The organism is Bacillus cereus group sp. RP32 (genome assembly GCF_040459735.1).
Taxonomy (GTDB): Bacteria; Bacillota; Bacilli; order Bacillales; family Bacillaceae_G; genus Bacillus_A; species Bacillus_A wiedmannii.
Genome location: NZ_JARVHO010000002.1, coordinates 31,330 through 57,828 on the forward strand (window position 1 = coordinate 31,330; position 26,499 = coordinate 57,828).

Sequence of the window (26,499 nt, forward strand, 5' to 3'; positions counted from 1 at the left end):
TGTTTCATCATCTTGAGCGTAAAATTGAATATTTCCAAGAAGGACTAGTTCCGGAGTCTCTGGACTTTGTTGCATTGGCACTAGTTCCTGCATTAACGGTTGACGTATTTCTGGTAAGTTATAATCTAAAAATATGCCTATTGTCGAAATAACCATAGTATCCATGAAAGAAGTAATAATCAGATCTCCTTTCATTCCATAAACACGAATTGCTGCAGCTATTTGACGATAATCTTCACTATTCAAATACCCTTGAAACTCACCATTTAAATATAGACTAAATAACTCATTATTATTTTCAAACATATTATAATTCCTCCTTATTATCTTTAATAATATTTCTATCATCTTCATAATGACTTGCTGCTGCATCTGAAAATTGGTCCAACAGAAAGTGAATTTGTCTGTCTAGCAGAATAATATCGTTAAATACATGACTTCCAAAGTACATGCTAATTGATGTAATACTTTCAAAGTTAATACTCAATTCATATTGCCCTATCTTACTGTTGAAATAGAAAGTTGACTTTTGCTGCGTATTTTGGAATTTATGATGTACTTCTGTTTTTTCGAGAAGATTTCTTTCTTCAAGTTTCGGAGCGATAAAACGATATATTGCTTTAATGAGACTTGAAGAGAGTATTTCCATCATAAAAGTAAAAATTTCTGGATTCTTTTTGTAGATACGATTATAGGAATCTAAAAAAAGCATCGTTTTTGTAAATTCAATTTTTTTATTAGAGAACTTTTGAATTTCAGCATTTTCGTGAAGTAAACAGCTATCCCAGTAAGTTTCATTTAGCAGCTCAATAAAATTATTCATCTTAACTCCCTCCATAATAAAAACTCCTCAAATTTGAGAAGTCTGTTCATTACGCATACATGCGTTTAATATTTTCTTACTGTGTTTCTAATCGAAATTCTTCGTAGTCATTTCTTAAAAGTAGGTATTGTTTTGAAATGATTTCTTGAATGTCTTCATGTGTTAGATCCTGATTCTCAGTAAGAGCATCATTTTTTAATTCTGGCCATGTTTTACCGCATTGATCTAGTACGAATTCATTAAAACTCATTTATTCTCTCCTTTCTAGACAATACAAAAAGCCCTTCAAGGATACTGGATAGTAAGAACCAATGCATTTAGCATTACATTCTTCTTTCAAGTAACCCGAAGGGCTTATGTGTATTGAGATTGATTTAAAAAATAAAAAAGGTGTATATAACAAATAATATCTCAAATTTCTGAAAATGTAAATTGATTATAAAGAATTCATTTTAGACTTTGATAGATATAATTTTTAAGAAGTAAATATGAAAAAGTTAGAGAATTATCTTAGTTATTAAATAGATTCTGCCTATACTTTAAGTAGAGCCCAATTTATTAAATTTAAATAGTTTATATGTTCATATATAGAATTTTGAAGGGGGTATATTGTAAATGATTCCAACGTCAACATACGTGGCTAAATGGGTATTAGATGACTTAACACTTGCATCAAGACCAAATCAGGGGATCAAACTAAGTACATTTAAAAAATTAGAGAAACTTTATGTAGAATACAGAGAAATGATTGAGGGGGATGCTAGCTTTGAAATTACGCATTATTTGCTAGAGTTTATCAATCCGCATAATCTCTTTGTAGTAAGAGAGGGTTACTATATATTTGATAATAAAACGATGAAATTTATTAAAGTATCGGATGACATCCATTTTTCAAATCAAAGCTTAGCGTACTGTAATAATGGAGTTGCAGTGGATTTAATAAACGGAAAAATGCACTTTTTAGAAGGCCATTATTATAAAGTTAAGACCTCATATGTTGATTTATTAAAAGGAGAAACTATACCTGTAATGGTATTAAGTCATTTAGATAATAATGTTGGAGTATCAGTTCCTTTGACAATGTTTAATGAGGAAAGAACTTTTAAAATTTCAGAGAGTTATATAGTGGATCTCTCCTCGAAAAATTGTAACAATGAGAGTGAATTTAGTGAAAAGGGAAACGTAGTACGATTTCTAAAACCATCTATTGTATAGTTAAGTATATATGTTAATTAAATTCATAATGAATTTAAGAAGGTGATAAATTTGTCTTTTGAAATGTATACAGCCTTTCGAGGTAAAGTAATTATAAATGATGAATATAAAGAATTGGTGGAATTAATAAATACAGGAAGCTGGGAAGAAGCAGCGTTAAAGTTTCCATTTGTTAAAGGATATATATAAGTCAATCATAGTAAAGACATTCCATTTACAAAGGAACAATTAAATGAAGCATTGGCAGAAGATGATTTTCTATATATGAAGTAGCACGTAGGAAATTGGGAAGAAGAGAATGACTATTATACAAATTTAAAAGGTGATAAATGGTTATTTATAGCCGATCTAAAGAATTGCAGCCCTTCCCGAACGAGAAAGCCCCTCGCCTTTAGGCATGGGATGAAAGTGAGCTTGGATAAGGAGTACTACTAAAAACTGCAAAGTTGGTGGCACTCTAAGTATCCAAAATTTTGGTATCTTTTATTTATTTTTCGTGTTGCAGTTTCATAATCTAACTGATACAACGCAAACATAATGAATGATTATAGAAGAACCAAAACAACCGTGTCATTAATTAACTATCATTTTGTGTTTTGCATGCGATACAGAAGAAAGATTTTTCTTAACACAAAAGTAGAAGAACGTTTCAAAGAGTTGGTTCAAGAAATATGCGGAGAATTGGATATTTCTATTGTTGCAATGGAATGCGACAAAGACCATGTTCACTTGTTCTTAAATACACTACCAACACTTAGTCCTGCTGATACAATCGCAAAAATTAAAGGAGTGACATCAAAACGTTTGAGAGAAGAGTTTCCACATCTTCAACACTTGCCGAGCTTATGAACGCGTTCTTATTTTGTTTCTACTGCTGGAAATGTATCAAGTGAGACAATAAAACATTATGTTGAAAATCAAAAAACGAGGGGGTGAAACTTGTGCCACAAACCATCACGGTTAAAGTTAAATTGCTTCCAACAAAAGAACAAATCATGCTATTGGAACAAAGTAGCCACGAGTATATAAAAGTCATTAATGCCCTTGTATCTGAAATGGTTGAAGCAAAGAAAAGTACAAAGGATATTGAGGCTAATATCCCAAGTGCGGTGAAAAATCAAGCAATTAAAGATGCGAAAAGTGTGTTTTCTACAAAGGTGAAAAAAAGTAAATACAAAATCGTTCCGATTCTAAAAAGACCTGTTTGTGTATGGAATAACCAAAACTATTCATTTGACTTCACGCACATTTCAATTCCGTTTATGGTAAACGGAAAGTCAACTGGTTTAAAGGTTCGCGCTTTATTAATCGACAAATATAATCGCAATTTCGAATTGTTGAAACACAAGTTAGGTACACTTCGTATCACGAAGAAATCTGCTAAATGGATTGCTCAAATATCTGTCACAATTTCTACAAACGAAAAAACGGGAACAAAGATTTTAGGAGTGGACTTAGGTCTCAAAGTTCCTGCGGTAGCCATCACAGATGATGAGAAAGTTCGTTTCTTCGGAAACGGTAGGCAAAACAAATTTATGAAACGTAAGTTTCGCAGTGCTCGCAAGAAGTTAGGAGAAGCTAAGAAACTGAATGCCCTTCGTCAACTTGATAATAAAGAACAAAGATGGATGCAAGACCAAGACCACAAAGTAAGTCGTGTAATCGTTGATTTTGCAACGGATAATAATATTTCTGTCATTCGATTAGAGCAACTAACGAACATTAGACAGACGGCACGAACAAGCCGTAAAAACGGAAAAAATCTACACACTTGGTCATTCCATCGTTTAGCACAATTCATCGAGTACAAAGCGAAATTAGTTGGCATAAAGGTCGAATATGTGAACCCTTCTTATACAAGTCAAACATGTCCGAAATGTTCTGAAAAGAACAAGGCGCAAGACAGAAAATACAAGTGCCAATGTGGATTTGAGAAACATCGTGATATCGTTGGGGCGATGAATATTCGCTACGCAACTGTGGTTGGCGGTAATAGTCAATCAGCCTAAGAACCTATATGGTCTGTCTTAGGAGGGGTGATGGCACACCCTCATCTTGAAGGCTATTCAAAACAGAAATGGACTGCGAATGCTTAGTCATTCAAGAATCCCATCCGTTACACCGTAAGGTGTAGGACTTGCGGCTTTAGCCGTGGGAGTGTCAAAGAGATACAGAATATAATGTGAACCCTATTTTATTATTTATGAATTTGATATTAAAAGAAGTAGCAGATCATATTATAAAGCTGGAAGCTTGATATGGTGAAGCTGATAAACCAAAAGAATATGTTTTTATTAATAATGGATGTATAAAGAAGTTGTAGCAGTAATGAATTATTGCGGCTTTTTTATTTCTAAATACACTAAAATTATTGTTGTTGGCTTTATGTATATTCATTTATAATAGAATATGGAAAATTTTACACTGCAATAATAAAGATTTTTATTATACAAGAGCTGGGAGCAGCTCTTTTTATTTTGTTCAGGGGGAGTGTGAAAGAAAGAAGTTTATGTTAGTGGCGAAGTTAAATGATCTAATAGAAAATAAAAAATTAGAATTAGTAGAACTGGTAAATAAACATGGCTTTAGTCATACGAAAGTCCTCCATTTAAGTCAGGAAATTGATAAATTAATTAATAAATATATGATTATAAAAAAAGGAACCCTATAATAGTAGGGTTCAAAGGGAACAGATACATAAAATAAATAAAGAGAATAATTTAATTATATAAGAAATTTCATACTGTAATATTGAGAAAGTGTAAAACACTAATTTATTTCGTTTGAAAAGTGATGTAATTACTATCTTTAAATTAAGAACAGAGTTAAAAGATAAAGTTGTTTAACGATTTAAGTTAACAGAAGACAATATAGTTAGTAAACAGAGAGCGGAACATTTTGTTAATGAATTAATCAAAAAAGATTAAATGCATCTTACTGCTAGATCTTGATTTCGCAAAAAATTCCGCTTCATTTCCTCCATCCACAAAGCCACCAATATTTCTGAAAACTCCACATTCACCGGGTCCTAAATATCGTACGCCTACATAATCATTATAGCTATCAGGATCGTACTCCCATAATTCAACTTTTAACTTACTAGTTGAACCTACTTCAGCTGCTCGGCAAATCTTGTAATCTCCACCAGTCGAGGCATATACATAACTTTCAGCACCATTTGAATATAACGTTTCTTCTCCTAAGTAATCCCATCCAGAACTAAAAGGCTCTATTGTGTTTGCAAACGTAGAAGAAGGGACCAACATTACTAACAACGTCGTTACGAATGCCATCATACTCATTTTTAATTTTTTCATTCTTATTCCTCCCTTTTTTTAATTGAAATTTATTGTTCTTCACATAATACATAAAATATTTTGTTTTGTTCCAAATAAATGAATGCTTGAAAATAATGTCGTTTAAAAACACTTATATCCATATGTCAGAGCAAAAAAAATGCAATTTAAATAGTTTCATTAAAAATCAATTGAATTTCATTAATTGAAAGAGAGGAAAACACTACGATTTTTTTCAAATCAATGCATAAGACATAGAATTACCTAATAGAAAAAGCGTAGCAACATATTTATATTAATTTTCAATTTCTCCCGCTTTATATCAAAGTACGAATCTTTAATTGCCAATGATATCCATTGCATTGTAATAAGATAGGTTGTAACATTTACCGGTATTTAAATGACAAACGTTGTTTAAATCATTTCAACAAATAGTTAAGAGGAGAATACAATGATTAAAATAAAAAGGTTACTGAAACGTAAAACGACTTGGATAATTCTTATCCTATTTGTATTTGTTTATGTAAATAACAGTTCTTTTTTTGCTAAAAGGGACGAGAGGGCTCCTATTCTTCTTGCTCACCGAGGACTTTCACAAACATTCAGCATGGATGGGATTGAGGGTGATACATGTACAGCAGAACGTATAAATAAACCTGAACACTCTTATTTAGAAAATACAATTCCATCTATGGAAGCTGCATTTAAAGCTGGAGCTGATCTAGTAGAGTTTGATGTTCAACCAACTAAAGATAATAATTTTGTTATTTTTCATGATTGGACGCTTGATTGCCGTACTAATGGTAAAGGTGTTACAAGAGATTTTACAACAAAAGAATTACAAGCACTTGATATTGGTTATGGTTATACAGCTGATGGGGGTAAAACATTCCCATTTCGTGGCAAAGGGACTAATGTTATGCCAACACTTGATGAAGTACTTAACCATTTTCCGGATCGTTCTTTCCTTATTCATATTAAGAGTGATGATGAAAATGAAGGAATCCAATTGGCTGCTTATCTTAAGAAACTACCAGTAAAACGCCTTGAGCAACTAACTGTATATGGTGGTGATAAACCAATTGCTGCGATTGAGGAGCGTATCCCTAGTTTACGAACAATGTCAAAAGCAACTATGAAAAAGGATCTTCTTACTTATATTGCGTTAGGGTGGACTGGTTACATGCCTTCAAGTCTGAAGCATGGAGAGTTGCATATTCCAGACAAAGTAGCTCCTTGGCTTTGGGGATGGCCGAACCGTTTTCTTAATAGAATGGATAAAGCAGATACTCGCGTTATCATTGTAGGTGGAAATGGATTTGGATTTTCAAGTGGATTTGACTCATCCGAAGATATAAAACGTATTCCTGAAGATTATACAGGTGGAATTTGGACAAATCGGATTGATAAAATAGCACCTTTATTTAAGAATAAGTGATGATATAATACTCGAAGTGTTCATATGCTGAAAGAATTACTTTATGCTCCTAGAATTGTTTTGTAGAATTAAGTCTTTAACAAATAAGATGAATTTGTGATGTGTTTTTAAAGTAGTGCACAAGTGCAAAATCACAAAAAAGATCACCTATGAAATTGTGTAGGTGGTCTTTTCATGTTCATAAAAAAACTTTTGTTCCAATTAATCCAAATGTTTTTTTACTTATTTTCAGTAGATAAAACTACATGGGGAAAAGTAAAAAAGTGGAGAAATATTTGTCTGAATATATATAATTTTTAACAAAAATTCATAATTATGTTATATAATGATGATAACAAACCATATTTTAGGCATTACCCCCGATTGTGTAGAATAAATGATTTTTTACTGAGTTAAAGTGTTTGGCTAAAAGAACTTGTAGCGGGGCCTTGCTACAAGTTCTTTTATTTTTTCAGTAAAGGAAAATAAGAAAAAAGAAGGGGACACAAGTATGATTGGAAAATTAAAGAAAGCAGCACTGAATTCGTTAGATGGGAAATGGGGGGGAGGTATAGGAGTATCAGCTTTATTCTATTTTGTACCAACCTTAAGTGCATCAGCAATTGCCTTTTTTATGTATTTAATATTTGTACTGTTTATCGGGATAATTGGCCCTGATGCATTATTTATTTATTCAATAGGTGGGCAACCCCAAGTAGACCCTACTGCACTAGTTTTACTTATTCTAAGTTATATTTTTTTAGGACTTATTTGTTTCTTAATTTACAGTTCTATACAAGGCATCTTTAATTATGGATATTCTGCTTTTACCTTACATTTAGGTGAAAATGAAGATGCTAAAGTGGACGATGTATTTCTAGGATTTAAAAAAAGCAATTTGTTTAGATCAGTAAAATTGGGCCTGTTGCAAGCTATTTTTCTTTTTTTATGGAGTCTCTTATTAATTGTTCCAGGTATTATTAAATATTTTTCTTATTCCATGTCGTATTACATATTAGTAGAGAATCCTGATTATACAGCAAGTGAAGCGTTGAGAGAAAGTAAAAGAATAATGAAAGGACAAAAGTTAAAGTTATTTGTTCTTTGGCTATCATTTATTGGTTGGTTTTTATTAGCTGCATTTATAGGAATGTTTACGTTTAATCTATCATTTATTTTCATTTCTCCTTATTACAATACAACTGTCTCACATTTTTACTTAGATTTAATTAAAAAACAGGATATTGGAGAAGCGAAGGTAAGTATATAAGTAGGAAGAAAGTATGTGCAAGGAAAGTGTATACTATCTTGATAGTGGATATATTACGTTTATTATGATTTAAGCAAGGGTACTGCAAACATGTTGCAAGTTGAAGTGTATAAGATAAGGATAATACAAAGACTGGAGTACAGCTTACTACGAACCGTTTTGATACAGAATTATATTGTAGATTTAAAATAAAGTTTAATCAATTTGATACTAATAATCTTGATAAACGATCATAGAAAAGGGCGTGTTTTGAAAAAGATTGATCAAAACACGTTCTTAATATTTTCATTTAGTCCATTATTTCATAAAAAAATTTGAACATTTTCTGCCTGTGTTACTCCACAATCACGCCCTTTAATGGAAGATCGTTCAATAAGTTTCTGAGATATATGTCTACTTATGTTATGGGAAAAAAGCTCCAGTATGTTAAAAGTATTATTTTACTTCATATTAATAATCTTTAAATTTATCAACTACTAAATAGAGACTACTAGTTAATTTATGTAAGAAGAGGTGTGATCATGTATGAATCCATCATTGGCCTGAAAGTTAAGAAAGGAGACAGTCATGTTCAACCTTTTACCTTCGGGTCCTAATATTTAGAGCTATAGGCTGATAAAGTTCGAATCTAAACTAAGGGTTTATTACTTCCTTAAATTAGTAAAGTTCTGGACAAAAAACTCCTGAAATTTACGTTCCGCCACGGACATATAACGGCCTTCAAGCCATGCGATTTGATAGGTACGCTGACAAATAGGATTATCAATATGCACTAAATGAAATGACGTCTCTATTTTTTTTATTAAGGTTTCTGGCATAAAAGCAATACCAATTCCCATACGGATGAAATAACTTACTGCAGAATGTTCGTCAACTTCACATATAATATTCGGAGTAAATCCTGCTTTTTGACAAAATTCATCCGTCATTTCTCGGAATGGATTCCCTTGCTTTATACAAATAAAAGGATCATTAGCCACTTCTCTCAAGTCTATGTTGCTCCGATTAACAAATCGATGTGTATGAGGAACAGCTAGTAAGATTTTTTCAGTGAGAAAAGACAATCCCTCTATCCCCGTCTGCTCAATAGGAGGGAAAGTGATACAAAAATCGATATCTCCACTTCGGAGCTGTTGCACCTTTTCCCTCTCTGAAGCTTGAGTGATTTGAAGTTTGATATCAGGGTGCAAGGATATAAAAGAACCTATTACATCAGAAAAGCATTTATGAGTTGTTGTTGCTAAAGAAACACGCCCTCTTTCCATTGCCGCAAGATCTTCAACTTCTCTTCTGCCCTCTTCAAGTAACATGAGTGCCTTTTCTACTTTCTTTAGATAAGCTTTTCCAAATGAGTTGAGTCGAATCTTCCTTCCTTGGCGATCAAATAATGGTACACCTAAATCCTCTTCCAACCTAGCGATGGTTTTGCTGAGAGCAGGCTGCGCGATGTGAAGCTCTTGCGCAGCCTGCGTCATATGCTCCAACTTAGCGACTTTGAGAAAATAATGCAGTTGCAGTAGTTCCACATTCATCACTCCTTTATTCATATACTCGAGTATATAAAGAGATATATTAAAATGTCTTTTTATTTATTAATAATCAATTATAGAATAAAACATGTAAGAAATAAAAACTTTCAAAGATTTTAAAGGATTATACTGTTTTAATTATGAGTATTTTTTCTTAACTACTTCCCATTTTGGGAAGGCATTCTTAAACAGTGAATATGGAGATGAAGGTATTATACCTAAAGAGAGGAAGTGGAACCTTTGAAACTAAACCATATCAACCTAACGGTCACTGATGTTAACGCTGCTCGAAAGTTCTTGGAGAAATACTTCAGCCTACAAACTAAGAGCACGCATGGCGATTCGTTCGCTGTACTATTAGACGAAGATGGATTATTGCTCGCTTTGATGAAAGGTACTCAGGTCAGTTATCCGAAGTCCTTTCATATTGGTTTTTCACAGGAGAGCGAAGAACGGGTGAACGAGATCTATCAACACTTGAAGAATGATGGATTTGATGTAAAACCACCCAAAAGGGCCCATCGCTGGACATTCTATGTTAAGGCCCCGGGTGGATTTACCATCGAGGTGCTTAGTTGAATAAAGACATTCAATGATCGTTCAATAGCAGAACATGTCAATTCGTAATCCTGAGATTACATTTTAAAATAATGTAAAGGGCTGATTACCTATGAATAACGATCAAACGATTCGATCAATTAATCTTTTCAAACAAGAAAAAGAGATTTTAAATTTCGCCTGTCTGGGTGTTAATAAATATAATTACCTAATTCATGCTCAATTCCGCTCCACCATAAGCTGGAACCCCTACCCTTTAAGGAGGGATATAGCATGAAAGCCGCTGCAATTTCTACTTCTGGTCCTCCAAATGTTTTGAAAGTAATGGAATTTGATAACCCTCATGCTGGTGCAGGGCAAGTTCGGGTCCGGGTTAAGGCTGCTGGAATCCAGCCGTTCGATTTGGCGGTGCGTAGCAGTGGCTGGGCACCACCCGGTTTGGCGGTGCGGTATCCACAGATTCTCGGTAACGAATTCGCAGGAATTATTGATCAAGTCGGGGATAAAGTTACAGACTTCTCTATCGGCGATGAAGTACTTGGATGGGCTTTACTGGCCTGCTATGCAGAATATGTGGTGGTTAGCGTTGACCAGATTGTGCATAAGCCACAGAGTATGCCTTGGGAGGAGGCTGGTGCAATAACAGCTTCTGGTCAAACGGCTCACACCGCATTACAGGAACTTAGTGTTGACAAGGGAGACACCATATTGATTCACGCTGCAGCTGGTGGAGTTGGTACATTCGCTGTACAACTGGCCCAGGCATGGGGAGCAACTGTCATTGGTACGGCCAGTGAACGAAACCATGATTACCTTCGATCGCTGGGTGCAATCCCTGTCACTTATGGAGATGGTCTTGTTGATAGAGTTCGTGCTCTAGCACCGGATGGCGTGGACGTAGTCCTTGATGCCGCTGGGGACGATGCTCTGCGCGCATCGTTGGGGCTTGTCGAAAACAAAGAAAGAATTGGCACAATTGTTGCTTTCGACCTTGTAGAGGAGCTTGGTGTTCGCCCTATACGCAGCCAAAGGTCCGTGAATCGGCTTGCCCAGCTGGTAGAGCTTTACTCCAAAGGGAAATTGCACATCCACATCAGGAAGTCATTTCCGCTTCACCAAGCCGCAGACGCACATCGAGAGATCGAAAGTGGTCACGGCAGAGGAAAAGTGGTCCTTACAATTGGCTAAAGCGTTGCATTTTTTTTATAAACAGTTAATCTTTATTTTAAACCCACACAATAAGAAAAAGGTATCTATGATTATTAAAGTGGCCCACCTTCAAAACCAATAGGCCATCCATTGTCTTTAAATTTTACTTTATACTGAAACTCAAAGATACCTTCATAAATAAATGCTAAACTAAAACCAGGAAATATATAATCGTCAAAATTAACCATCTTTCCAAAATATATAGTGGATAGATAGTAGTTCTTCATTTCTTGATTAGGGAAGAATTTTTGTAAATATTTTAGTGCACAACTTATATGTAGATGGAGTTCATCGAATATTTTTTCTGCCATTTCGATAATCTGAACATTTGGCTTTTCATTATTTCCTTCAATAATAATATCTACATCTTCCCATTCTCCGATATTAATACTATAAAACCACCGTTCTTGAATGAGATACTTCTCATTTTCGTATACAGTAGGATTAACTAAGTTTAATTTTTTTATCTCATCTTTAGTTAGCGGTTTATCAAGAATAAGCTTTTTATGCAAAATATCTTTGATATTAGAGACAATATATTTAGATTTGTTTAATTCTAAAGAGTCCATTTTCCACCTCATAAATTATAATATAAAGTAAACTGCCCTTAATTATATCATCATCCCTATTAAACTATCTTGCGCAGTTAGTTTAAAAAGAATTAAACAATAACTTTATTATCTCTTTATATAAGAAAACAATTATTTACGACGCCTTCTCTTTGCTTTTTTTCGCTGATTTGTTTGACTATATTTTTTTATATGAGTGCTTTTGCTCCTATTATAATTAGGTAACTTTAATATAAAAACAGAAATCGCAGAAAAAATGCAAAATATAAATATTGCAATCATCCAAAGGTTAATGTCATAGTCATATAGCTTACTAATATACTTTTTGTCATGAGTAATATAGCTTACATTACTGTCAATGGTTTCTAGGGTGTAGGGAATAACCCATAAGAAACCAATTAACATAACAAATGTTCCGAGTATGAAACTGAGTATATGTTTTATCATGTTCTGTTCTCCTTAAAGTATGTTTAATGTATACGTGTATATAGTATATATGGTTTTGCTGCAAGGATTATATTTATTTGAAGGAATAATATAAATTTCTGTTGGAATCTATTTTTATTAATAGGTTATCACGGCATCACAGTCAAACCATTAAAGGCAAATGTTTCTAAATGAAGTGTTTGCTTTTTTAGTGCGGAATATACAATTATATTTTTTAGGGGCCACTTAATGAGCATGGGATATCAGAAAAAATACGTTAAGATTAGTAACTATATACTATTTGATTTTATAGAAAAGGAATGTATTCATTGTTAACGAAATTATATGTTAAATAGATAAATTATCGCAGAAACAATACTACAAAATGACTTGGGAATAACCTTATACTACGACTACGATCCCATAATTATAATCTGTTGAAAAAACCATTAAAAATAAGGAGTCACATTGTATGGGAAAAAAAGTATTGTTTTTTGGAGATTTTGGAATTGACGATACAATAGCTATCATATATGCGCACTTAACAGATAAAATTGACGTTATAGGAATTTTTGCAGACTATGGAAACGTACCTCAAGCTGAAGTTGTTAGAAATGTTCGTTTTTTACTTAAAAGTGTAGGAAAAGAATATATAAAAGTTTTTGGGGGGGCGGAGCATTCTATGTCTTCAGAAACTGAAACTTTTTATCCGGAAGTTCACGGTAAATTTGGGATGGGGCTGGGGGCATGAAACAACTAACACTAGAGGATGTTGTGAGAAGTTTCAATTACACAGCAACAAGTACCGTGGACAAATTTTTGAAGCGTAATAGCGTTATGACGTACTCAGTAGAGTTTTATGACAAAGACGAAAAGTGGAAGCTTCGTTGGTTTGAGGCGAAGTCCGAGAGCGAGGCTATAGAAATGGCTAAAAAGAAATACGAAAGGATACAAATCATTAATACTTATATTTCGGATAGAACTTTAGAGGAAATCATGAATTTGGATTAGGAGACATAGCGCTATGACATGTAAAACAAAGTTAAGGATCGTTTTTGGAACTGTGGAAAGAGCACACAGCAAATGTGTACTCATAACAATCTCAATTATTTTAAGGACCATGATATATCATCAAGGGCTTTATAAATATAGCTATACATGCGGTAAAAGAGATACTTTGGATGGTATTTTTGTTTCCAGTTCATAATAATCACCTCTCATACAAATAGTTTAATTATATTATACAGTCGTTAATTCGAATGTTAAGAAAACTTAATGTGAATTAAGGTAAATTTAAACAAAATAGTTATTTGAAAAAAAGACCTCTTACGGAAAGATAAGAGGTCATCAAGAAAATGTTGTATTTGAAACACATGATGTTTCACAAAAGAATTATAACATATATCCGTATATTAAGTATATATAATATTAAGGGCATAATGAAGATAGCACGTGAATGTTTCATAAATGTATTAAAAAAGTGATTTTGTAAATCAAGGTAGTCAGCACAGTTAACTAAGGGCTTGTTGAAAAAAAGAAGCCCCGCAGAAAATGTTACTGGGCTTCATAAAATTGAGCTATGTCGTACTCACAAGAGATTTTAACATGGATTTAGTGGTGAATAAATCGGTAAATATGTCCAATTAATCTAGAGCTATTATCTTAAACAAAAACGCTATTTTCATAGCTGAGGGGGATGAATGATGGTTGTAGAAGCAAATGTGAAATTTGAATTAGATGAAGAACAAAAATTACAGTTTCAGAATGTAAGAGAAAACGAAGGGCAGTTATCGATATTTGATATAGATGAAACAAAGATCAAGCTGTATGAAGTCTTGGAAGCTAATGGCTGCCATTACGAGATTAGGAGTTATTACCTACACAACGATTACATGGGTGAAGTTAAGTACTTCTTTATTAGAACTACAGATGACACAATTATTGACATGTGTTTAAGCCAGTTCCCTGAATTGTTCGCTGTGTACAAGGGATTCACTGAAACGCAGATCAAGAAGATATACAGAGGGAGATTGCAATAATCCTATTTTATAAAAAAAGAGAAGCCCTTAATCAGGTCGCTCCTCTTACTGCCAATATACAATAACTATTCCATTATAATGTATGAGCGTAAAATATTTAATAATTATCTTCATGGTAAAAATTTCATTTTGTATGTATTTGAAATACGAAAAGAGCACTTAATAAAGTGCTCTCGTGACGAGATCATCCGTTTGTAAAGACTAACTTATTTCATATAGAAAGGAACACAGAATATTATATGTGTTTCTTGTCAATTGAGTGCTTTTTTACAAACAAAGAGCAGCTAGCAAAAGCTAACTGCTCAATACAAGGAGATACAGAGAAAACTAAATGGATTTTGGCATACAGCCTATCAACATTATGGACATAATATTGATTTTTATTCGAAGGATTTCATGTTTTATAAATCAGATTATGATAGTCGATATTCTCCATATTGACCAGAAAAGAACCAAGAATTCTAGGAAAATTCCAAGTGTTCTTTTTCTAGTTTTTTGAAATTCTTTTACTAAATAGCCAATAGCACAAATTGCTAGAAGAATGAAAAGAATAAGTTCTAGTGTAACTGGCATTTAATCTACTCCTAATCCATTAATTAATTTAGTATATGACGATTATAAGATGTTTTTGCGGTTAATGGTGAAAAATTAAACAAAACTATCTCTATATGTAAAAAGGACCTGTTGTCTCCAACAGGACCTTTCCTAAAATGGCAAAGAGTAACTCTTACCTTACTCTTTGTTCATATACTACAAGATTGTTAAAAGAAATCCAAGACTCTTTATATTGAGAAATAAAGAAGAATCATTATAAAGAATTTTATATTTTTTCATAAATAAAAGAGCAGCTAGCAAAAACTAACTGCTCGGCCGGTTCTCTAACAGGGGGAAAGGAGAAAGGTTAGGGACTTCATTAAATGAGTTCTGGCCATCGCCTATCTATATTATTGACAGAATATTGGGTTTTATTCAGTCGATTACGTTAAATGTTTGACGATATAGTCTTTTATTAGTAAAAAAGCTGCAAGGAGAAACATTACGTCAATTGAGAACCAAAACATATCTTTTTGAGGTTTCTTAAACTCTGATATTATCGAAAACATTAAAAATAAGGCAACGGCTATTACAATACAGAGTTTAATCATATCAGACATTTATAGCACTCCTGACATTTAATCTTTTTTATTATATAGCTATTTCCAATGTTGAGGAATTTAAAAAGTGTTTTATGAGAATTCAAACAAAATAATCCTTTTACGAAAAAAGGCCCCGTTGTCTCCAACAGGACCTTTCCTAAAATGGCAAAGAGTAACTCTTACCTTACTCTTCTGCTATATAATACATAAAATACGTATAGATGTGTAGAACAAGAAATTCCAATACAATTATTTTGATATATAAATTCAATATATTTTAGCGAGATTAAACATCAGGAATTAAATTACAAATGTTGATTTATCAATGAATATCAATGGTGTGATAGAAAATAATGATTAATAAAGGAATATTATAATAAGAAAATATGAAATATTGCATATTCAATTAAAGTAGAAAGCGAGGAATAACAATGGGACAAGGAAACCGTGGTATGGCTTTTGAAAAGCTTATCAATCTAGCGAATGAAATGTATCAAAGAGGGGGAGTGGCACTTATAAACAAGCGCCCGACTCCTGTGAAGGTGTTAAAAAGTAAAGGTGGTCGTGTACTAAGTGGTTACTATGAAGCTAAAAGTACAGTAGATTATGATGGCGTGTATAAAGGGCGAGCTATAGCATTTGAAGCGAAGTCCACAGAGAATCCTACACGATTTGATTTAAAGAACATTGCACAGCATCAATTAGATTACCTGGAGAAAGCAAAGAAGATGGGAGCAATTTGCTTCTTCCTTATTGAATTTAGCAAGGACAAGTCAGTATTCGCAGTACCACTATCAGTCATTCAATCTTACGTAAGGATGTCGCATCAACCAAAAGGTAAGAAGTCTATACCGAGGGTGGACTTTGATATTTATGGGTACTTAGTAGAACAGACGGAACGAGCGCTAGTGGATTACTTACAATATGTAGACGAAGCAGTAACTCCAGTTATGTTTGACGGCATGATTCAATTTGATCAGGACCATAAGAAGGTAGCAAATAACATTGAAGTAGCAAAAGAGAAGATGGCAAAGAAGAAACGTAAATTATTAAATGCTTAATGGATAACGGAACTATGCAGGGGGATGGTGGGGATACTCGCTATGCATGTTTCTCTTATTCAACAAAGAGATAGTAAAATTTCACGTACCTGATGTGAATGTAAAAACCAAAATTCGAAATAGGGGGATTCCTTCATGGAACAATTAACTTTATTACCAGCAATCGATGACAAGAAAGTGCAAAAGGAAGTAGTCAGCATCTTAAAGGAATACCGTGCATTAAAGATGCGATTCAATAATGAAGTGGAACAAGAAGGAATCAGTCTGTTTCCAGAGATACGAAATTCAAGAAGAGTAAGCGAATTAAAGGTGAAACAAATAGAGAAGACTTTAGAACATATCTTAGATGCGGATGAAAGAAACATCATCACTATGAAGTTCTTAGACAACAAACCAGTTAAAGATTCATTCGTACAAAACGAATTGATGATGAAAATTCATACTTTTATGAGAAGAAGAGTGCAATTAAACTGATCGCTACTACATTAGGAATCATTTGAAAATGGCAGAGAAAAAGCAGAGAAATAGCATATTTTTTGGGGAGTTTTTGCAAATGAAAATAACGGTAAATTATATGTACAAGCCCTTTGACAACCGCATATCGAAGAGGATTAGTACACCTTAACGTATACCGCGGAGGGCGGGCATGGGCGGTAAGAATCTCGCCATAAGGGTGGTAAGATTCCCTTAAATGATTAATAATGACATATTCCAGTGTGGCGGGTGTGAGATAACTCGCATTCGTCATGCTGTTTCTAATTTGTATTTATCAATCAGCTCGGAACGCGTCCCCTGGGTTGATAATAAATATAAGTCTATTACACTCTAGTATGTCGGTCTTGAAAATGGAATGGGGGTGGTTGCTCATGATTGAGTGACACTTGCATTCTAAAAGTCTAAAACAGTATACGTGATCTCATGCATTAGTAATTATTCACGACTCTTATTAATGACCAAAACGAGGGCAAAGAGTTCCACTCTTTGTTTGAGCCAATACAGCGGAAATATTCCCCTTCCGTCCCCTTAGTGTATTGGTTCAAACAAGGCGTCGGAAGAAACACATACGTCTTGATATAAATCCTTTATAATTTGGCAACTGTCAGCTAAGGTCAGCGACAACCGATGTATTGACCAGGACGACAAATTCTCATAGGGAGGACTATTCTTAGTCTTCTCTCAGTCACCGAACGTAAAGTGCGTAGCTAATAAGAGCTAAAAAATTACATGATGCGGTGGCTTGGAGAAGGTTGCGAGTACTCAGCCTTGATCTAAGAGAAACTTTGCCATTTGTTTTCTCTCTTCCCCTTTAGGAGCTGTCACCTTTCGGTGATGGCTTTTTGTTTTGTAGGATATTCTTCTTTTCTGTCGAATAGATAGATTGGGAGAGGCGGGGGATAAGTAAATGAAAAAATTTATAATAAGTATAGAAGCAGTCGATGGTAAACAACACGAATTTGAAATTGAGCATAAAAAGACAGTAACAGTTGCTGCTATAGAAAATTCTATACAAGCAAGAGAAGCTAGATTCTTCAGATTTGGAGATCGTATGGTTAATTTGGACAATGTATTCTCTTTGGTGGTAAAGGAGAAGAAGGATTAAATACAAAAAAAGCATCCTTAACGGGTGCTTTTTTCTTTGTTAGATAGAAATTACACATTAAACCAGTAAAACTTTGAATGAGACAAGCATATACTAATAACTGAACACGACGTATTCATTCTTTATAATCGTATCGGACGAGCACCTTTTAGGGCTCTTTTTTTTATTGCACATAAGGAATTCCCAAACATACAATATCGAGTCAATGCCAACCAACTTATTCCTTTTCCGAGAGCTATATATATTCCGCTATAAAGCTCTTTTATGTTGCGCCATTAGAACGGGCTGGGCATTGTCGTATATTTAATACTCAGAAGCTTAGGGCACTTTATAGTGTTCTTTTTTTATTGAACAAAATGGACATTTGGGTTAAAGGATATCTATATAAATAGGTAGAATCTAATTAGTTGGTTCACATTTTAATCCAAGGGGTACTAATTCGATGCGGCGTGAAAAGGATTTGTTGAAACAATGGAAGGCGGATCTGCAAGCTATTCAAGAAGAGAAAAGGCTGAAGAAGAAGGCTAAGAAAAAGAATAAGAAATATAGCATTCCTGGTAATACAGCTGACTTCATGAATGGCAAGAATACTTATCGTAAAGAGAATGGGGTATGGAAGCAAAGAAATAAATAATGTGAGGAAATATGATTTTGATTAAGTGTATAGGAATTATCGTAGGCGCTACCGCAATCTGGGTGGCGTCTTGTTTGTTGTTAAGGAAAGATAAAGGAGAAATAAAAAAGAGAGCTAATGCCCTCTTTTTTAGATTTGGTAATTAATCGCAGATTGGTATTCCAAGTACTCTAAGAGCTAATGCTACTTGAAGAGAAATCTCCAATCTAGCAATTTCAATACCAGCTACTGAGAGAACTAAAAAAGGTTGTCCATTTACAAACACAACGCAACTATCCATGGTTACGCCTCCTTTCTAGCAATCTACTATAGTATACGTATTAAACGTTAATATGTAATAGTTGAATTAATTGATTTAATATAATTGATAGATTAACCTATTTAAACAAAACAATGGATGGTTTTAATTTTACAAAAAGAACCCGATAGAGTTCGGGTTCTTTTCAGAAGTGATGATGTTTCCTCGGCTTGGGAACTGAGAAAATATAATACAATGAGTTTTAGAGAATTTCAAGACTAAATTTGGGATTACCATGAGGGGGAGTTAAACAAGTTTCTTCCTATCAGATTGCGGATACAAAGTATATTGCTTACGGCGGTGGCCCTGCTGCTAATAAACGATTTGTTCATGTAGAATTATGCGAAACAAGCGATTATAAGAAATTTAAACGCAGCTATGATAAATATGTTAAGTTATTGGCTAAAATCCTTCGTGATCGTGGATTGTCAGTAGAAAAAGGATTATGGACTCACTACGATGTGACGAAATATCTGGGTGGTACAGGTCATGAAGATCCACTTAATTACTTAAAGTCTCATGGCGTTTCAGAAGCTCAATTTAGAGCAGACGTACAACGAGCATACAATAATTCTAATGTGGATATTTCTGTACCTGAAAAGCCATCTAAACCAGCAGAAGTTCCAACAGTTGTAACAGACGGAATCGCGTATATTGAAGGTTACAATGTTAACTTACGTAAAGGACCTGGTACAAGCTATTCTAAGGTTCGTCAGTTAAACAAACCAGAAGCTTATGTTGTATGGGCTGAAAAGGATGGTTGGTTAAATTTTGGCAGTGAGCAATGGATTAAAAATGATCCATCTTATGTGAAGTTTAGTAAGAAAAGCACAGTGGATTCTTCTATTGTAGGGAAGCGTGTTGTTTCAAAGGTTAACAATCTACGATTCTACGATGCTCCATCTTGGCAGGATAAGGATGTTGCGGGTTCTGTAGATGCAGGATTAGGTTTCACAATTGATACAAAAATAAACGTCAATGGATCCCTACAATTTAAAGTACACAATAGCAAAGGGAAAACATACTATGTAACAGCAAATGAAGCCTATGTGTATGTGAAGTAATATGAACAAAAGACCGCCTATTACGGGCGGTCAATTTTTACTAATTATTTTTTAATGCTTGTTTTATCGTTTTAACTGTTTGTTCCAGCCATTCTAATGGTGTTACTTCTAACCCATCAAAATATATTCCATCTGCAGAATACCGTATGTATTCATTTTTTTCTGTATTACTATAATCGCTTTGAATAAATTCAGTTAGAAAAATAACAGCATCTTGCAAATACTCTTTTGATACCTCTTCTAGTAATTCTTGGAGCGCTTCTTCATAGAAAGTATCTTGGTGAAAAGTACCTGCTAGAAATTGAAATACCTCATCATCTTCCCGAGTATCGAAATTGTCTTCTAATAACATAATCTTCCTCCTATTATCAAGATGGATATCCAGTTAAAATAAAACTTCCATTTCTATCCTTCTTAAGTACAATTTTTGCATTTGACATATCTTCAACTGTTATAGAACCTCTTATTACATCTCGTCCAATTATTTCAGTACCATGATAACGTAAAATTAAATTATTGTCTCTTGGACTATTTAACCAACTTTGAATGCGTGCTTGATTACGAGGGTTATTCAAGACGGTAGCCGCTATTTTTTCAGCTGATGCCCTATCAGTAAAAGTAGATGCACCTGCTATTCTAGGATCACTTTGTATTCTTTGTAATAGTTCTTCATCCGTTTTTCCTACATGTCGTTCAAGTAAATGCCCACCTCTAGCTTCATGTGCAGCTAGTCCGCCTCCTGGAGTAAGTGAACTGCTATCACCGGGTTTCACAGTAGTGGTATTTTCTCCTTTAGCAAACTGATGGGTCGATAGCTTTTCTTCAGCTTGTCTAAAATCAGGTGTATCAAATACAGAGCGTATATTATTTCCACCAGCTAAAGCAAACTCATTGTGATTTATTAAAATGTTATTTCCGTTCCTATAATGAATTATCCTTCTAGCATATTTATAAGATTTATATCATATATTAGGAGAAAGAATGCAAATTAGAAAGGAGTCGTATAGAATGAGTTATTTGGAAGAAAATGACTTGAGTGAACAACATATGGTAAGTACACCTAATCCCTACGTATATCAGACATTACAAACAGTAATTGGTAAATATGTGGTTATTGAAACTGTAAGAGATAATGTAAGAGGAAAGTTAAAAGATGTTAAACCAGATCATTTGCTCATTGAAGATACGGTACCGTATATTGTACGAATTCAACAAATTGTATGGATTATGCCAAAACAATGACTAAATTACATCTAATTTGATTTATAACAAATTGGTTTCATAGACGTCCAAATAAAAACACAGGATTTTATCTCTGTGTTTCTTCAAATTTTCGTTTTTGGATATATGCTTGAGCATGGATAATTTCTTTCTGAAGTTCTTTTAATTCTTCCGTAGATCCAGATTCAATCCTCATGTACGTAGTAACTAGACTAATCATCATATCCATCTTTTCTACTATATTTTTAAAAAGTAGGGTTCCCTAACGTGGGCAGATTGTTTCAACAGATAAATTTACTGTCGATGGTTCATAGTAGGAAGCAAGTGGTCTACAAACAAATGATCTCCTAAATTATTAAAAATTTTTAGTTCCAGTTACAGAATTCTTATTATATAAGGATTCATTTTTGTATCAAAAGCATACAAAGTAAAAAAATAAAATCGGCGAATACGATCTTATCTTTAGCACAAGGAGTAAACAAAAAGGATAACCATTATATTTTTATTTTGCTTAGATTTTTGCTGATTCTTAATATTAAAACCATAATCAACAATAGTATATATATTGAGAAAGTAATTACAAGTTTTGTTGTAATTATTTTTAAAAAATGAAAGTAAACTTTCACTTTCCTCAAACTATTGACTTAATAGAATTTTATTATCTAATTTTTTTAATGTCTTGAATAATTTCGTCATAAGGAGTATTTTCGACACCTGAATATTTTTTTAGAACTTTTCCATTTTTGTTAATCAGATAAAAACTTGTGCCATGTATAACTTGTGTATCATTTTCTGGCTTAGTTACAAGTGATTGGAAGTTTTCTTTAGCAAACTTTTCAATATCTGCTCTTTTATATCCCGTGAGGAAATGAGTCCTACTTCCATCCATTGCATAGGTCTTCATAAATTCTGTTATTTTTTCTGGTGTGTCTACTTCAGGATCAACACTAAATGATACAAATTCTACATCTTTAATCCCGTCCGTATTTAACATTCTCTGGAGTTTTGCCATATTGGCTGTCATAGGTGGACAAACTGTTTGGCAACTTGTAAAGAAGAAATCAGCTACCCAAATTTTATCTTGTAACTCAGCTGATCCAAATTGCTTCCCATTTTGATCTGTAAATGAGAACTTCTGTACATCCCAATCTAGTGAATTGTTGAGTTTTGCATCTTTGCATGCTCCAAGAGCTATAACTGTGATTATAAGTATAAGTGATCTAATGAAATTCATTTTTTTCATATGTATTTATCTCCTTTCATTTTTTATAGATTTTACGGAATGGTTATATGAACTACCCAACAATCGGTAGTATTTACTTTGGTTAATTTTTATTTTTAATAGCCATCGAATTAATCTTAACAAAACCGAATGAATCCCCTTGTTCCAGGGTATTTATAATAATACTACTATGCATATAGCTTCCTCTTTGATGTTTATAGTTCACAAGACTGCTTATAATTAAGATTGTTAGGTATGTCATTATTACATACATAGCTTCTTTATTTTACGGATCATAATAAAAGGTTAAAGGTAAAGTAAAACAAGAAGATATTATCTAGTACTTTGTTATACAAAGCGCGATATCTGATAAGAAGTATTTTATATAAGGAAAAATAGATAGTTCATTCAAGAACTTATTGATAATACTGGTAATGAATTCATCTCGGTATGATCCTTGAATTAATATCCTTCATAAGAGTGAAAAAACACTATATATTTGGCTAATGTGTTAAAAATAGAGTTAACTATAGTATAAATTAAAGATTAAATTATACATATTGAGAAAATATTTTAGAGATTGAATATTAAGATTTCTCCTATTAAAATTAAATTTGAAATGAAAGGATAATCTGTAAGCATGGCCCTTATGTAGAAAAGAGATAGGACTATTTCTATCTCTTTTTGTTATGCTGGCAGTTTATATATCTTTAATTAATTCTTTAGACACATGTAAAGGAATTTAGTTTATACCTGATATATTCCTTTTATTAAGTTAACTAAGTTAATTGATTCAAGAATTTTATAACATTAGGAGGATAACAAATGAAAAATTATCAACTTACACAGATTTTAAGAGAAAAAAGAAATATAGACAAAAATTATTATGAATTTTTGCATGAAACGGATCTAAGTATGGGAATTTATGAATTGAAAGCAGGATCTTTAGATATCCAACAACCACATACAGAAGATGAAGTATATTATATTATCAATGGCAGAGCACAACTTGAAGTAGAGAGTGAAAATATTTTTGTTGAATCTGGTTCTATTATTTATGTAAAGGCTAACATGGAACATAGATTTCATACTATTGAAGAAGATCTCACGGTACTTGTTTTCTTTGCACCTGCTGAATACTCTTGCGAAAAAGATTTTAAATTACAACGATAATTGCATAATAAGAAAGGTGAAAATAAAAGTCTTTTTATCAAGTTTGTTTAAATTGGACAACAACTAATTATAGGCAGGTATGTTATTCCATTAAAGAAAAATAAACTTTTTCAATAAATAAGAATCAATAGAAAAAAACAAAAATGTTAAAAACAGGAAATTTATGTTTAAAAAAGGTAAACTTTACGGCGTTTTTAATGAATTCTTGTTAGTTTTTTCAAGTAAAAATATCTAGTTGCATGTCTTTCAATTTGAGGTTTTTTGGGTTTTTTTTACATAAAAATATATTTACGGAAAAATATTTCTAAATATTTCTAATCTATTGAACAATCAAAAGTTTTAGTATACGATTACAACGTGTTATCAAGATATACAGAGAAGAAAAGGAGATTACATATGAAAAATAAAAAAATTGGAATCATCATGAGAAAAGGTTATAGCATTCATGGTGATCATATTGAAACAGCAGGAAGAATATCTGATGAACTTTACTTGTTTACGAGTGTACCAAGTAAAACAATGGATGCGCGCTTTAAAGAAGTAATTGTACTTGAAGAGGCTTCTGAAATAGATGCTGAAAATTATATTTTTACAAAAGGAAAAGATATAGGAATTAACTTTTTTGTAACTTGGCAAGAAACTGATATTGTATTAACTGCTAAAATTAATGAACGCTTTGGCAATAAAGCGTTATCTGTTGAAGCTGCTACGACATCTCGAGATAAATCAAAGCAGAGAGAATTTATGTTAAAGAATTCTATTGCTAGTCCTAAATTTGCAAAAGTTAATTCTATAGAGGATGCAGAGAAAGAAATAGAAAATATTCCTTTCCCTGTAATCATTAAGCCTACTATGGCTGCTAGCAGTGAATCTGTATATTTAGTTAACAGTTTAGAAGAATTGAATAATTCATTAGAAAAAATTATTAATCTTTCTAAAACAAATAAAGGATTCTATTTTAATCAAACACAACAATGTGTGGCATTAGTAGAAGAATTTCTGACTGGAGAAGAAATTACAGTTGATGGAGTCGTTTTAAATGGAGAATTTTACCTTGGTGGAATTCACAATAAAAATAAAATGATGGGTCCATATTTCGAGGAAGATGAATACACTTTACCGTATGTTGGTGTAGATGAAGACATAGTTGTTAATATTGCTAAAGAAATATGTGGAAAATTAGCTATTGAAAACAGTTTATTTAATGTAGAACTACGCCGAGATACGCAAGGGAATTTTAAAGTTGTAGAATTTAGTACTAGAATCAGTGGCGGGCATGTTTATCGTAATATACGTGATGTGCATGGAATTGATTTAGTAGCCGTTAATATTCTTGGTTTATTAGATTGTAAAGGGGATATTATGGAATTCTTCTTAACTAGATCTACAACACCAAAATCTTGTACTTGTATTAAATTTGTATATAGATCTGGAATTATAAAGAAAAATGAATTGGGAATTGTTGCTGAACAGCCAGAGTATAAGGCTTACTATCCTGTAGCAAAAGTAGGAGCTGAAGTATATCATGCTCCAAAAGGATTTGATATAACGGGCTTACTTTCATTAAGAGCACCATATAATGATAAATCTGATGTAGAAAAATTGCGCCAAAGAGCTAGAGTATTAGATAATCAATTAGATATAGAATTAGAAATTCCGGTTCATGCATAAAAACTTAAGTAAATCTGGTTGTTATATTCCTTGTTTTAAATGAGGAATATAACCGCTAGATTTATCGATAAATTATTTAATAGTATCAATTTAAAACCAAGTAATCCTATATATATTCTTATTGAAATGGAGTGGAAAATATTATGAATAAAAAAGTATCTATTTTGGGAGCACCTACTTACTTCGGAGCTAGTATAGGAGGGGTTGACCTTGGACCATATGTTATAAGATATGGCGGTATGTCGAAGCAATTAACTGAAATCGGAATTGATTTTGTTGATCTAGGAGACATTTCTCTTCCTTCAACCAATAATAAAAATTATGGAATTGTCAAACAAGAGTTTTCAAATGAAGTAATTGATATATGTAAAAATATTGCTTCGACAGTTGAGAATGAATTGGGAAAAGGGCATTTCCCATTAGTTTTAGGTGGAGATCATAGTATTGCAATTGGGACTGTAACTGGAATTCTTAGAAAAATACCACGATTGGGAGTAATCTGGTTTGATGCTCATGGGGATGCAAATACATTTGAAACATCGATTTCTGGTAATATTCATGGGATGTCTTTAGCAATTCTCTTAGGATACGGTAACGAAAAATTTAAAGATTTTCTAGAGAAAGAAACTAAAATTGATCCAAAGAATATCGTACAAATAGGAATTCGTGATTTAGACCCGGGGGAAGAAGAGTTTCTCAAAAATTTAGGAGTAACAATTTTTACAGCAGAAGATGTGAGAAAACAAGGAATAAAAAGTATTATGGAAAAGGCAATTAAGATTCTCAATAATAATACAGATGCAGTTCATCTAACATTTGATTTAGATGCTTTAGATCCTGAATTTGCTCCTGGAGGAGGATTAGCAGTTCCACATGGTTTAAGTTTAGATGATACAAAAGAGGCAATTGATATGCTAAGAAATAATACAAACCTAGTAGCTGCAGAGTTCACGGAAATAAACCCTATATTAGACAAGGATAATATTACTGTCAACACAACAATTGGACTTATCACTGAACTTTTAAGTAAGAAAGTTGCTATGTCTAAATAATTTTTTTCTGAAATTA

At 33.0% G+C, this 26,499-nt stretch carries 25 protein-coding genes and 6 pseudogenes; 21 read left to right on the forward strand and 10 right to left on the reverse strand.

All coding sequences use genetic code 11. The features are described from left to right. Positions 1–307 precede the first annotated feature (307 nt). Positions 308–823 carry a hypothetical protein gene (locus tag QCI46_RS27600; protein ID WP_353842113.1) on the reverse strand — a complete coding sequence of 172 codons (516 nt, stop codon included), beginning with the start codon at positions 821–823 and terminating at the stop codon, positions 308–310. A 76-nt stretch (positions 824–899) separates the two neighbouring features. After that, positions 900–1,073, reverse strand: coding sequence for a hypothetical protein (locus QCI46_RS27605; protein WP_172794985.1), 174 nt, complete (start codon positions 1,071–1,073; stop codon positions 900–902). A 365-nt stretch (positions 1,074–1,438) separates the two neighbouring features. Between QCI46_RS27605 and QCI46_RS27610 the strand changes: the two genes are divergently transcribed. From QCI46_RS27610 to QCI46_RS27630, 5 genes and pseudogenes are all read left to right on the forward strand, one after another. Then, the gene (locus tag QCI46_RS27610; RefSeq protein WP_353841953.1) at positions 1,439–2,038 is read left to right on the forward strand and encodes a hypothetical protein; all 600 of its coding nucleotides are present in this window, start codon (positions 1,439–1,441) and stop codon (positions 2,036–2,038) included. Between the two features lie 63 nt (positions 2,039–2,101). Further along, positions 2,102–2,395: pseudogene (locus QCI46_RS27615) on the forward strand (hypothetical protein); the annotation flags it as partial. A 177-nt stretch (positions 2,396–2,572) separates the two neighbouring features. After that, positions 2,573–2,974, forward strand: a pseudogene (gene tnpA / locus QCI46_RS27620) (IS200/IS605 family transposase). Between the two features lie 5 nt (positions 2,975–2,979). After that, a complete protein-coding gene (locus QCI46_RS27625; protein ID WP_353841954.1) occupies positions 2,980–4,047 on the forward strand; it encodes an RNA-guided endonuclease InsQ/TnpB family protein in 1,068 nt (355 codons plus the stop codon). 500 nt (positions 4,048–4,547) lie between these two features. Continuing rightward, positions 4,548–4,709 carry an aspartyl-phosphate phosphatase Spo0E family protein gene (locus QCI46_RS27630; protein WP_074593997.1) on the forward strand — a complete coding sequence of 54 codons (162 nt, stop codon included), beginning with the start codon at positions 4,548–4,550 and terminating at the stop codon, positions 4,707–4,709. A 238-nt stretch (positions 4,710–4,947) separates the two neighbouring features. Here the strand turns inward: QCI46_RS27630 and QCI46_RS27635 are convergent, their stop codons facing one another. Then, complete coding sequence (locus tag QCI46_RS27635) at positions 4,948–5,355, reverse strand: hypothetical protein (RefSeq protein ID WP_000734339.1); 408 nt, start codon at positions 5,353–5,355, stop codon at positions 4,948–4,950. Positions 5,356–5,785: 430 nt separating this feature from the next. Between QCI46_RS27635 and QCI46_RS27640 the strand changes: the two genes are divergently transcribed. Together QCI46_RS27640 and QCI46_RS27645 are read left to right on the forward strand one after the other, a co-directional pair. Then, positions 5,786–6,772 carry a glycerophosphodiester phosphodiesterase family protein gene (locus QCI46_RS27640; protein ID WP_353841955.1) on the forward strand — a complete coding sequence of 329 codons (987 nt, stop codon included), beginning with the start codon at positions 5,786–5,788 and terminating at the stop codon, positions 6,770–6,772. Positions 6,773–7,262: 490 nt separating this feature from the next. After that, positions 7,263–8,021 (forward strand): DUF975 family protein, encoded by a 759-nt coding sequence (locus tag QCI46_RS27645; protein WP_353841956.1) that lies wholly within the window; start codon positions 7,263–7,265, stop codon positions 8,019–8,021. Between the two features lie 644 nt (positions 8,022–8,665). Here QCI46_RS27645 and QCI46_RS27650 read toward each other — a convergent pair. Continuing rightward, the gene (locus tag QCI46_RS27650) at positions 8,666–9,547 is read right to left on the reverse strand and encodes a LysR family transcriptional regulator (RefSeq protein ID WP_353841957.1); all 882 of its coding nucleotides are present in this window, start codon (positions 9,545–9,547) and stop codon (positions 8,666–8,668) included. A gap of 243 nt (positions 9,548–9,790) precedes the next feature. Between QCI46_RS27650 and QCI46_RS27655 the strand changes: the two genes are divergently transcribed. Both QCI46_RS27655 and QCI46_RS27660 read left to right on the forward strand, forming a co-directional pair. After that, positions 9,791–10,129: a VOC family protein gene (locus QCI46_RS27655; protein WP_097859115.1), complete on the forward strand. Its 339-nt coding sequence runs from the start codon at positions 9,791–9,793 to the stop codon at positions 10,127–10,129. A 252-nt stretch (positions 10,130–10,381) separates the two neighbouring features. Further along, complete coding sequence (locus tag QCI46_RS27660; RefSeq protein WP_353841958.1) at positions 10,382–11,296, forward strand: NADP-dependent oxidoreductase; 915 nt, start codon at positions 10,382–10,384, stop codon at positions 11,294–11,296. Between the two features lie 74 nt (positions 11,297–11,370). On the opposite strand, the gene QCI46_RS27665 is transcribed toward QCI46_RS27660, so the two are convergent. Both QCI46_RS27665 and QCI46_RS27670 read right to left on the reverse strand, forming a co-directional pair. Further along, positions 11,371–11,886 carry a hypothetical protein gene (locus QCI46_RS27665; RefSeq protein WP_353841959.1) on the reverse strand — a complete coding sequence of 172 codons (516 nt, stop codon included), beginning with the start codon at positions 11,884–11,886 and terminating at the stop codon, positions 11,371–11,373. A gap of 132 nt (positions 11,887–12,018) precedes the next feature. Then, positions 12,019–12,333: a hypothetical protein gene (locus QCI46_RS27670; protein ID WP_098961717.1), complete on the reverse strand. Its 315-nt coding sequence runs from the start codon at positions 12,331–12,333 to the stop codon at positions 12,019–12,021. A 451-nt stretch (positions 12,334–12,784) separates the two neighbouring features. Here QCI46_RS27670 and QCI46_RS27675 point away from each other — a divergent pair. The 7 genes and pseudogenes from QCI46_RS27675 to QCI46_RS27705 all read left to right on the forward strand — a co-directional run. Beyond that, a pseudogene (locus tag QCI46_RS27675) lies at positions 12,785–13,051 on the forward strand (nucleoside hydrolase); the annotation flags it as partial. An 8-nt stretch (positions 13,052–13,059) separates the two neighbouring features. Continuing rightward, entirely contained in the window at positions 13,060–13,323 is a 264-nt protein-coding gene (locus QCI46_RS27680; RefSeq protein ID WP_088064959.1) for a hypothetical protein, read from the forward strand. 782 nt (positions 13,324–14,105) lie between these two features. Next, positions 14,106–14,351 (forward strand): hypothetical protein, encoded by a 246-nt coding sequence (locus tag QCI46_RS27685; protein WP_088123271.1) that lies wholly within the window; start codon positions 14,106–14,108, stop codon positions 14,349–14,351. A 1,567-nt stretch (positions 14,352–15,918) separates the two neighbouring features. Next, positions 15,919–16,548 (forward strand): Holliday junction resolvase RecU, encoded by a 630-nt coding sequence (locus tag QCI46_RS27690; RefSeq protein WP_353841960.1) that lies wholly within the window; start codon positions 15,919–15,921, stop codon positions 16,546–16,548. 135 nt (positions 16,549–16,683) lie between these two features. Then, positions 16,684–17,048 (forward strand): annotated as a pseudogene (locus QCI46_RS27695) (ArpU family phage packaging/lysis transcriptional regulator). A gap of 902 nt (positions 17,049–17,950) precedes the next feature. Next, positions 17,951–18,148 carry a hypothetical protein gene (locus QCI46_RS27700; RefSeq protein ID WP_016119215.1) on the forward strand — a complete coding sequence of 66 codons (198 nt, stop codon included), beginning with the start codon at positions 17,951–17,953 and terminating at the stop codon, positions 18,146–18,148. A 442-nt stretch (positions 18,149–18,590) separates the two neighbouring features. Then, positions 18,591–18,782, forward strand: coding sequence for a hypothetical protein (locus tag QCI46_RS27705; protein WP_074603283.1), 192 nt, complete (start codon positions 18,591–18,593; stop codon positions 18,780–18,782). A 142-nt stretch (positions 18,783–18,924) separates the two neighbouring features. On the opposite strand, the gene QCI46_RS27710 is transcribed toward QCI46_RS27705, so the two are convergent. Then, positions 18,925–19,062: a DUF3956 domain-containing protein gene (locus tag QCI46_RS27710; protein WP_000376554.1), complete on the reverse strand. Its 138-nt coding sequence runs from the start codon at positions 19,060–19,062 to the stop codon at positions 18,925–18,927. 284 nt (positions 19,063–19,346) lie between these two features. Between QCI46_RS27710 and QCI46_RS27715 the strand changes: the two are divergent. Then, positions 19,347–20,144, forward strand: a pseudogene (locus QCI46_RS27715) (N-acetylmuramoyl-L-alanine amidase); the annotation flags it as partial. Between the two features lie 40 nt (positions 20,145–20,184). Here QCI46_RS27715 and QCI46_RS27720 read toward each other — a convergent pair. Together QCI46_RS27720 and QCI46_RS27725 are read right to left on the reverse strand one after the other, a co-directional pair. Next, positions 20,185–20,496, reverse strand: coding sequence for a contact-dependent growth inhibition system immunity protein (locus QCI46_RS27720; RefSeq protein WP_353841961.1), 312 nt, complete (start codon positions 20,494–20,496; stop codon positions 20,185–20,187). A gap of 16 nt (positions 20,497–20,512) precedes the next feature. After that, positions 20,513–21,037 (reverse strand): annotated as a pseudogene (locus tag QCI46_RS27725) (RNase A-like domain-containing protein); the annotation flags it as partial. A gap of 115 nt (positions 21,038–21,152) precedes the next feature. Here QCI46_RS27725 and QCI46_RS27730 point away from each other — a divergent pair. Further along, positions 21,153–21,386 carry a YuzF family protein gene (locus QCI46_RS27730; RefSeq protein WP_353841962.1) on the forward strand — a complete coding sequence of 78 codons (234 nt, stop codon included), beginning with the start codon at positions 21,153–21,155 and terminating at the stop codon, positions 21,384–21,386. Between the two features lie 637 nt (positions 21,387–22,023). Here the strand turns inward: QCI46_RS27730 and QCI46_RS27735 are convergent. Next, positions 22,024–22,608, reverse strand: coding sequence for an SCO family protein (locus QCI46_RS27735; protein ID WP_098155382.1), 585 nt, complete (start codon positions 22,606–22,608; stop codon positions 22,024–22,026). An 804-nt stretch (positions 22,609–23,412) separates the two neighbouring features. Between QCI46_RS27735 and QCI46_RS27740 the strand changes: the two genes are divergently transcribed. The 3 genes from QCI46_RS27740 to rocF all read left to right on the forward strand — a co-directional run bounded on the left by QCI46_RS27740 (position 23,413) and on the right by rocF (position 26,483). Next, positions 23,413–23,760 carry a cupin domain-containing protein gene (locus QCI46_RS27740; protein WP_097890057.1) on the forward strand — a complete coding sequence of 116 codons (348 nt, stop codon included), beginning with the start codon at positions 23,413–23,415 and terminating at the stop codon, positions 23,758–23,760. 396 nt (positions 23,761–24,156) lie between these two features. Beyond that, on the forward strand, positions 24,157–25,431 hold the full coding sequence (locus QCI46_RS27745; RefSeq protein WP_149212462.1) for an ATP-grasp domain-containing protein: 1,275 nt from the start codon (positions 24,157–24,159) through the stop codon (positions 25,429–25,431). Between the two features lie 143 nt (positions 25,432–25,574). Next, positions 25,575–26,483 carry an arginase gene (gene rocF / locus QCI46_RS27750; protein WP_353841963.1) on the forward strand — a complete coding sequence of 303 codons (909 nt, stop codon included), beginning with the start codon at positions 25,575–25,577 and terminating at the stop codon, positions 26,481–26,483. Positions 26,484–26,499: the final 16 nt, after the last annotated feature.

Excerpts from the sequence above, each read along its gene's own strand:
- QCI46_RS27600 (WP_353842113.1), bottom strand. The coding sequence starts at position 823 with ATGAATAATTTTATTGAGCTGCTAAATGAAACTTACTGGGATAGCTGT.
- QCI46_RS27605 (WP_172794985.1), bottom strand. The coding sequence starts at position 1,073 with ATGAGTTTTAATGAATTCGTACTAGATCAATGCGGTAAAACATGGCCA.
- QCI46_RS27610 (WP_353841953.1), top strand. The coding sequence starts at position 1,439 with ATGATTCCAACGTCAACATACGTGGCTAAATGGGTATTAGATGACTTA.
- QCI46_RS27630 (WP_074593997.1), top strand. The coding sequence starts at position 4,548 with ATGTTAGTGGCGAAGTTAAATGATCTAATAGAAAATAAAAAATTAGAA.
- QCI46_RS27635 (WP_000734339.1), bottom strand. The coding sequence starts at position 5,355 with ATGAAAAAATTAAAAATGAGTATGATGGCATTCGTAACGACGTTGTTA.
- QCI46_RS27640 (WP_353841955.1), top strand. The coding sequence starts at position 5,786 with ATGATTAAAATAAAAAGGTTACTGAAACGTAAAACGACTTGGATAATT.
- QCI46_RS27645 (WP_353841956.1), top strand. The coding sequence starts at position 7,263 with ATGATTGGAAAATTAAAGAAAGCAGCACTGAATTCGTTAGATGGGAAA.
- QCI46_RS27660 (WP_353841958.1), top strand. The coding sequence starts at position 10,382 with ATGAAAGCCGCTGCAATTTCTACTTCTGGTCCTCCAAATGTTTTGAAA.
- QCI46_RS27665 (WP_353841959.1), bottom strand. The coding sequence starts at position 11,886 with ATGGACTCTTTAGAATTAAACAAATCTAAATATATTGTCTCTAATATC.
- QCI46_RS27670 (WP_098961717.1), bottom strand. The coding sequence starts at position 12,333 with ATGATAAAACATATACTCAGTTTCATACTCGGAACATTTGTTATGTTA.
- QCI46_RS27680 (WP_088064959.1), top strand. The coding sequence starts at position 13,060 with ATGAAACAACTAACACTAGAGGATGTTGTGAGAAGTTTCAATTACACA.
- QCI46_RS27690 (WP_353841960.1), top strand. The coding sequence starts at position 15,919 with ATGGGACAAGGAAACCGTGGTATGGCTTTTGAAAAGCTTATCAATCTA.
- QCI46_RS27700 (WP_016119215.1), top strand. The coding sequence starts at position 17,951 with ATGAAAAAATTTATAATAAGTATAGAAGCAGTCGATGGTAAACAACAC.
- QCI46_RS27705 (WP_074603283.1), top strand. The coding sequence starts at position 18,591 with ATGCGGCGTGAAAAGGATTTGTTGAAACAATGGAAGGCGGATCTGCAA.
- QCI46_RS27710 (WP_000376554.1), bottom strand. The coding sequence starts at position 19,062 with ATGGATAGTTGCGTTGTGTTTGTAAATGGACAACCTTTTTTAGTTCTC.
- QCI46_RS27720 (WP_353841961.1), bottom strand. The coding sequence starts at position 20,496 with ATGTTATTAGAAGACAATTTCGATACTCGGGAAGATGATGAGGTATTT.
- QCI46_RS27730 (WP_353841962.1), top strand. The coding sequence starts at position 21,153 with ATGAGTTATTTGGAAGAAAATGACTTGAGTGAACAACATATGGTAAGT.
- QCI46_RS27735 (WP_098155382.1), bottom strand. The coding sequence starts at position 22,608 with ATGAAAAAAATGAATTTCATTAGATCACTTATACTTATAATCACAGTT.
- QCI46_RS27740 (WP_097890057.1), top strand. The coding sequence starts at position 23,413 with ATGAAAAATTATCAACTTACACAGATTTTAAGAGAAAAAAGAAATATA.
- QCI46_RS27745 (WP_149212462.1), top strand. The coding sequence starts at position 24,157 with ATGAAAAATAAAAAAATTGGAATCATCATGAGAAAAGGTTATAGCATT.
- rocF (WP_353841963.1), top strand. The coding sequence starts at position 25,575 with ATGAATAAAAAAGTATCTATTTTGGGAGCACCTACTTACTTCGGAGCT.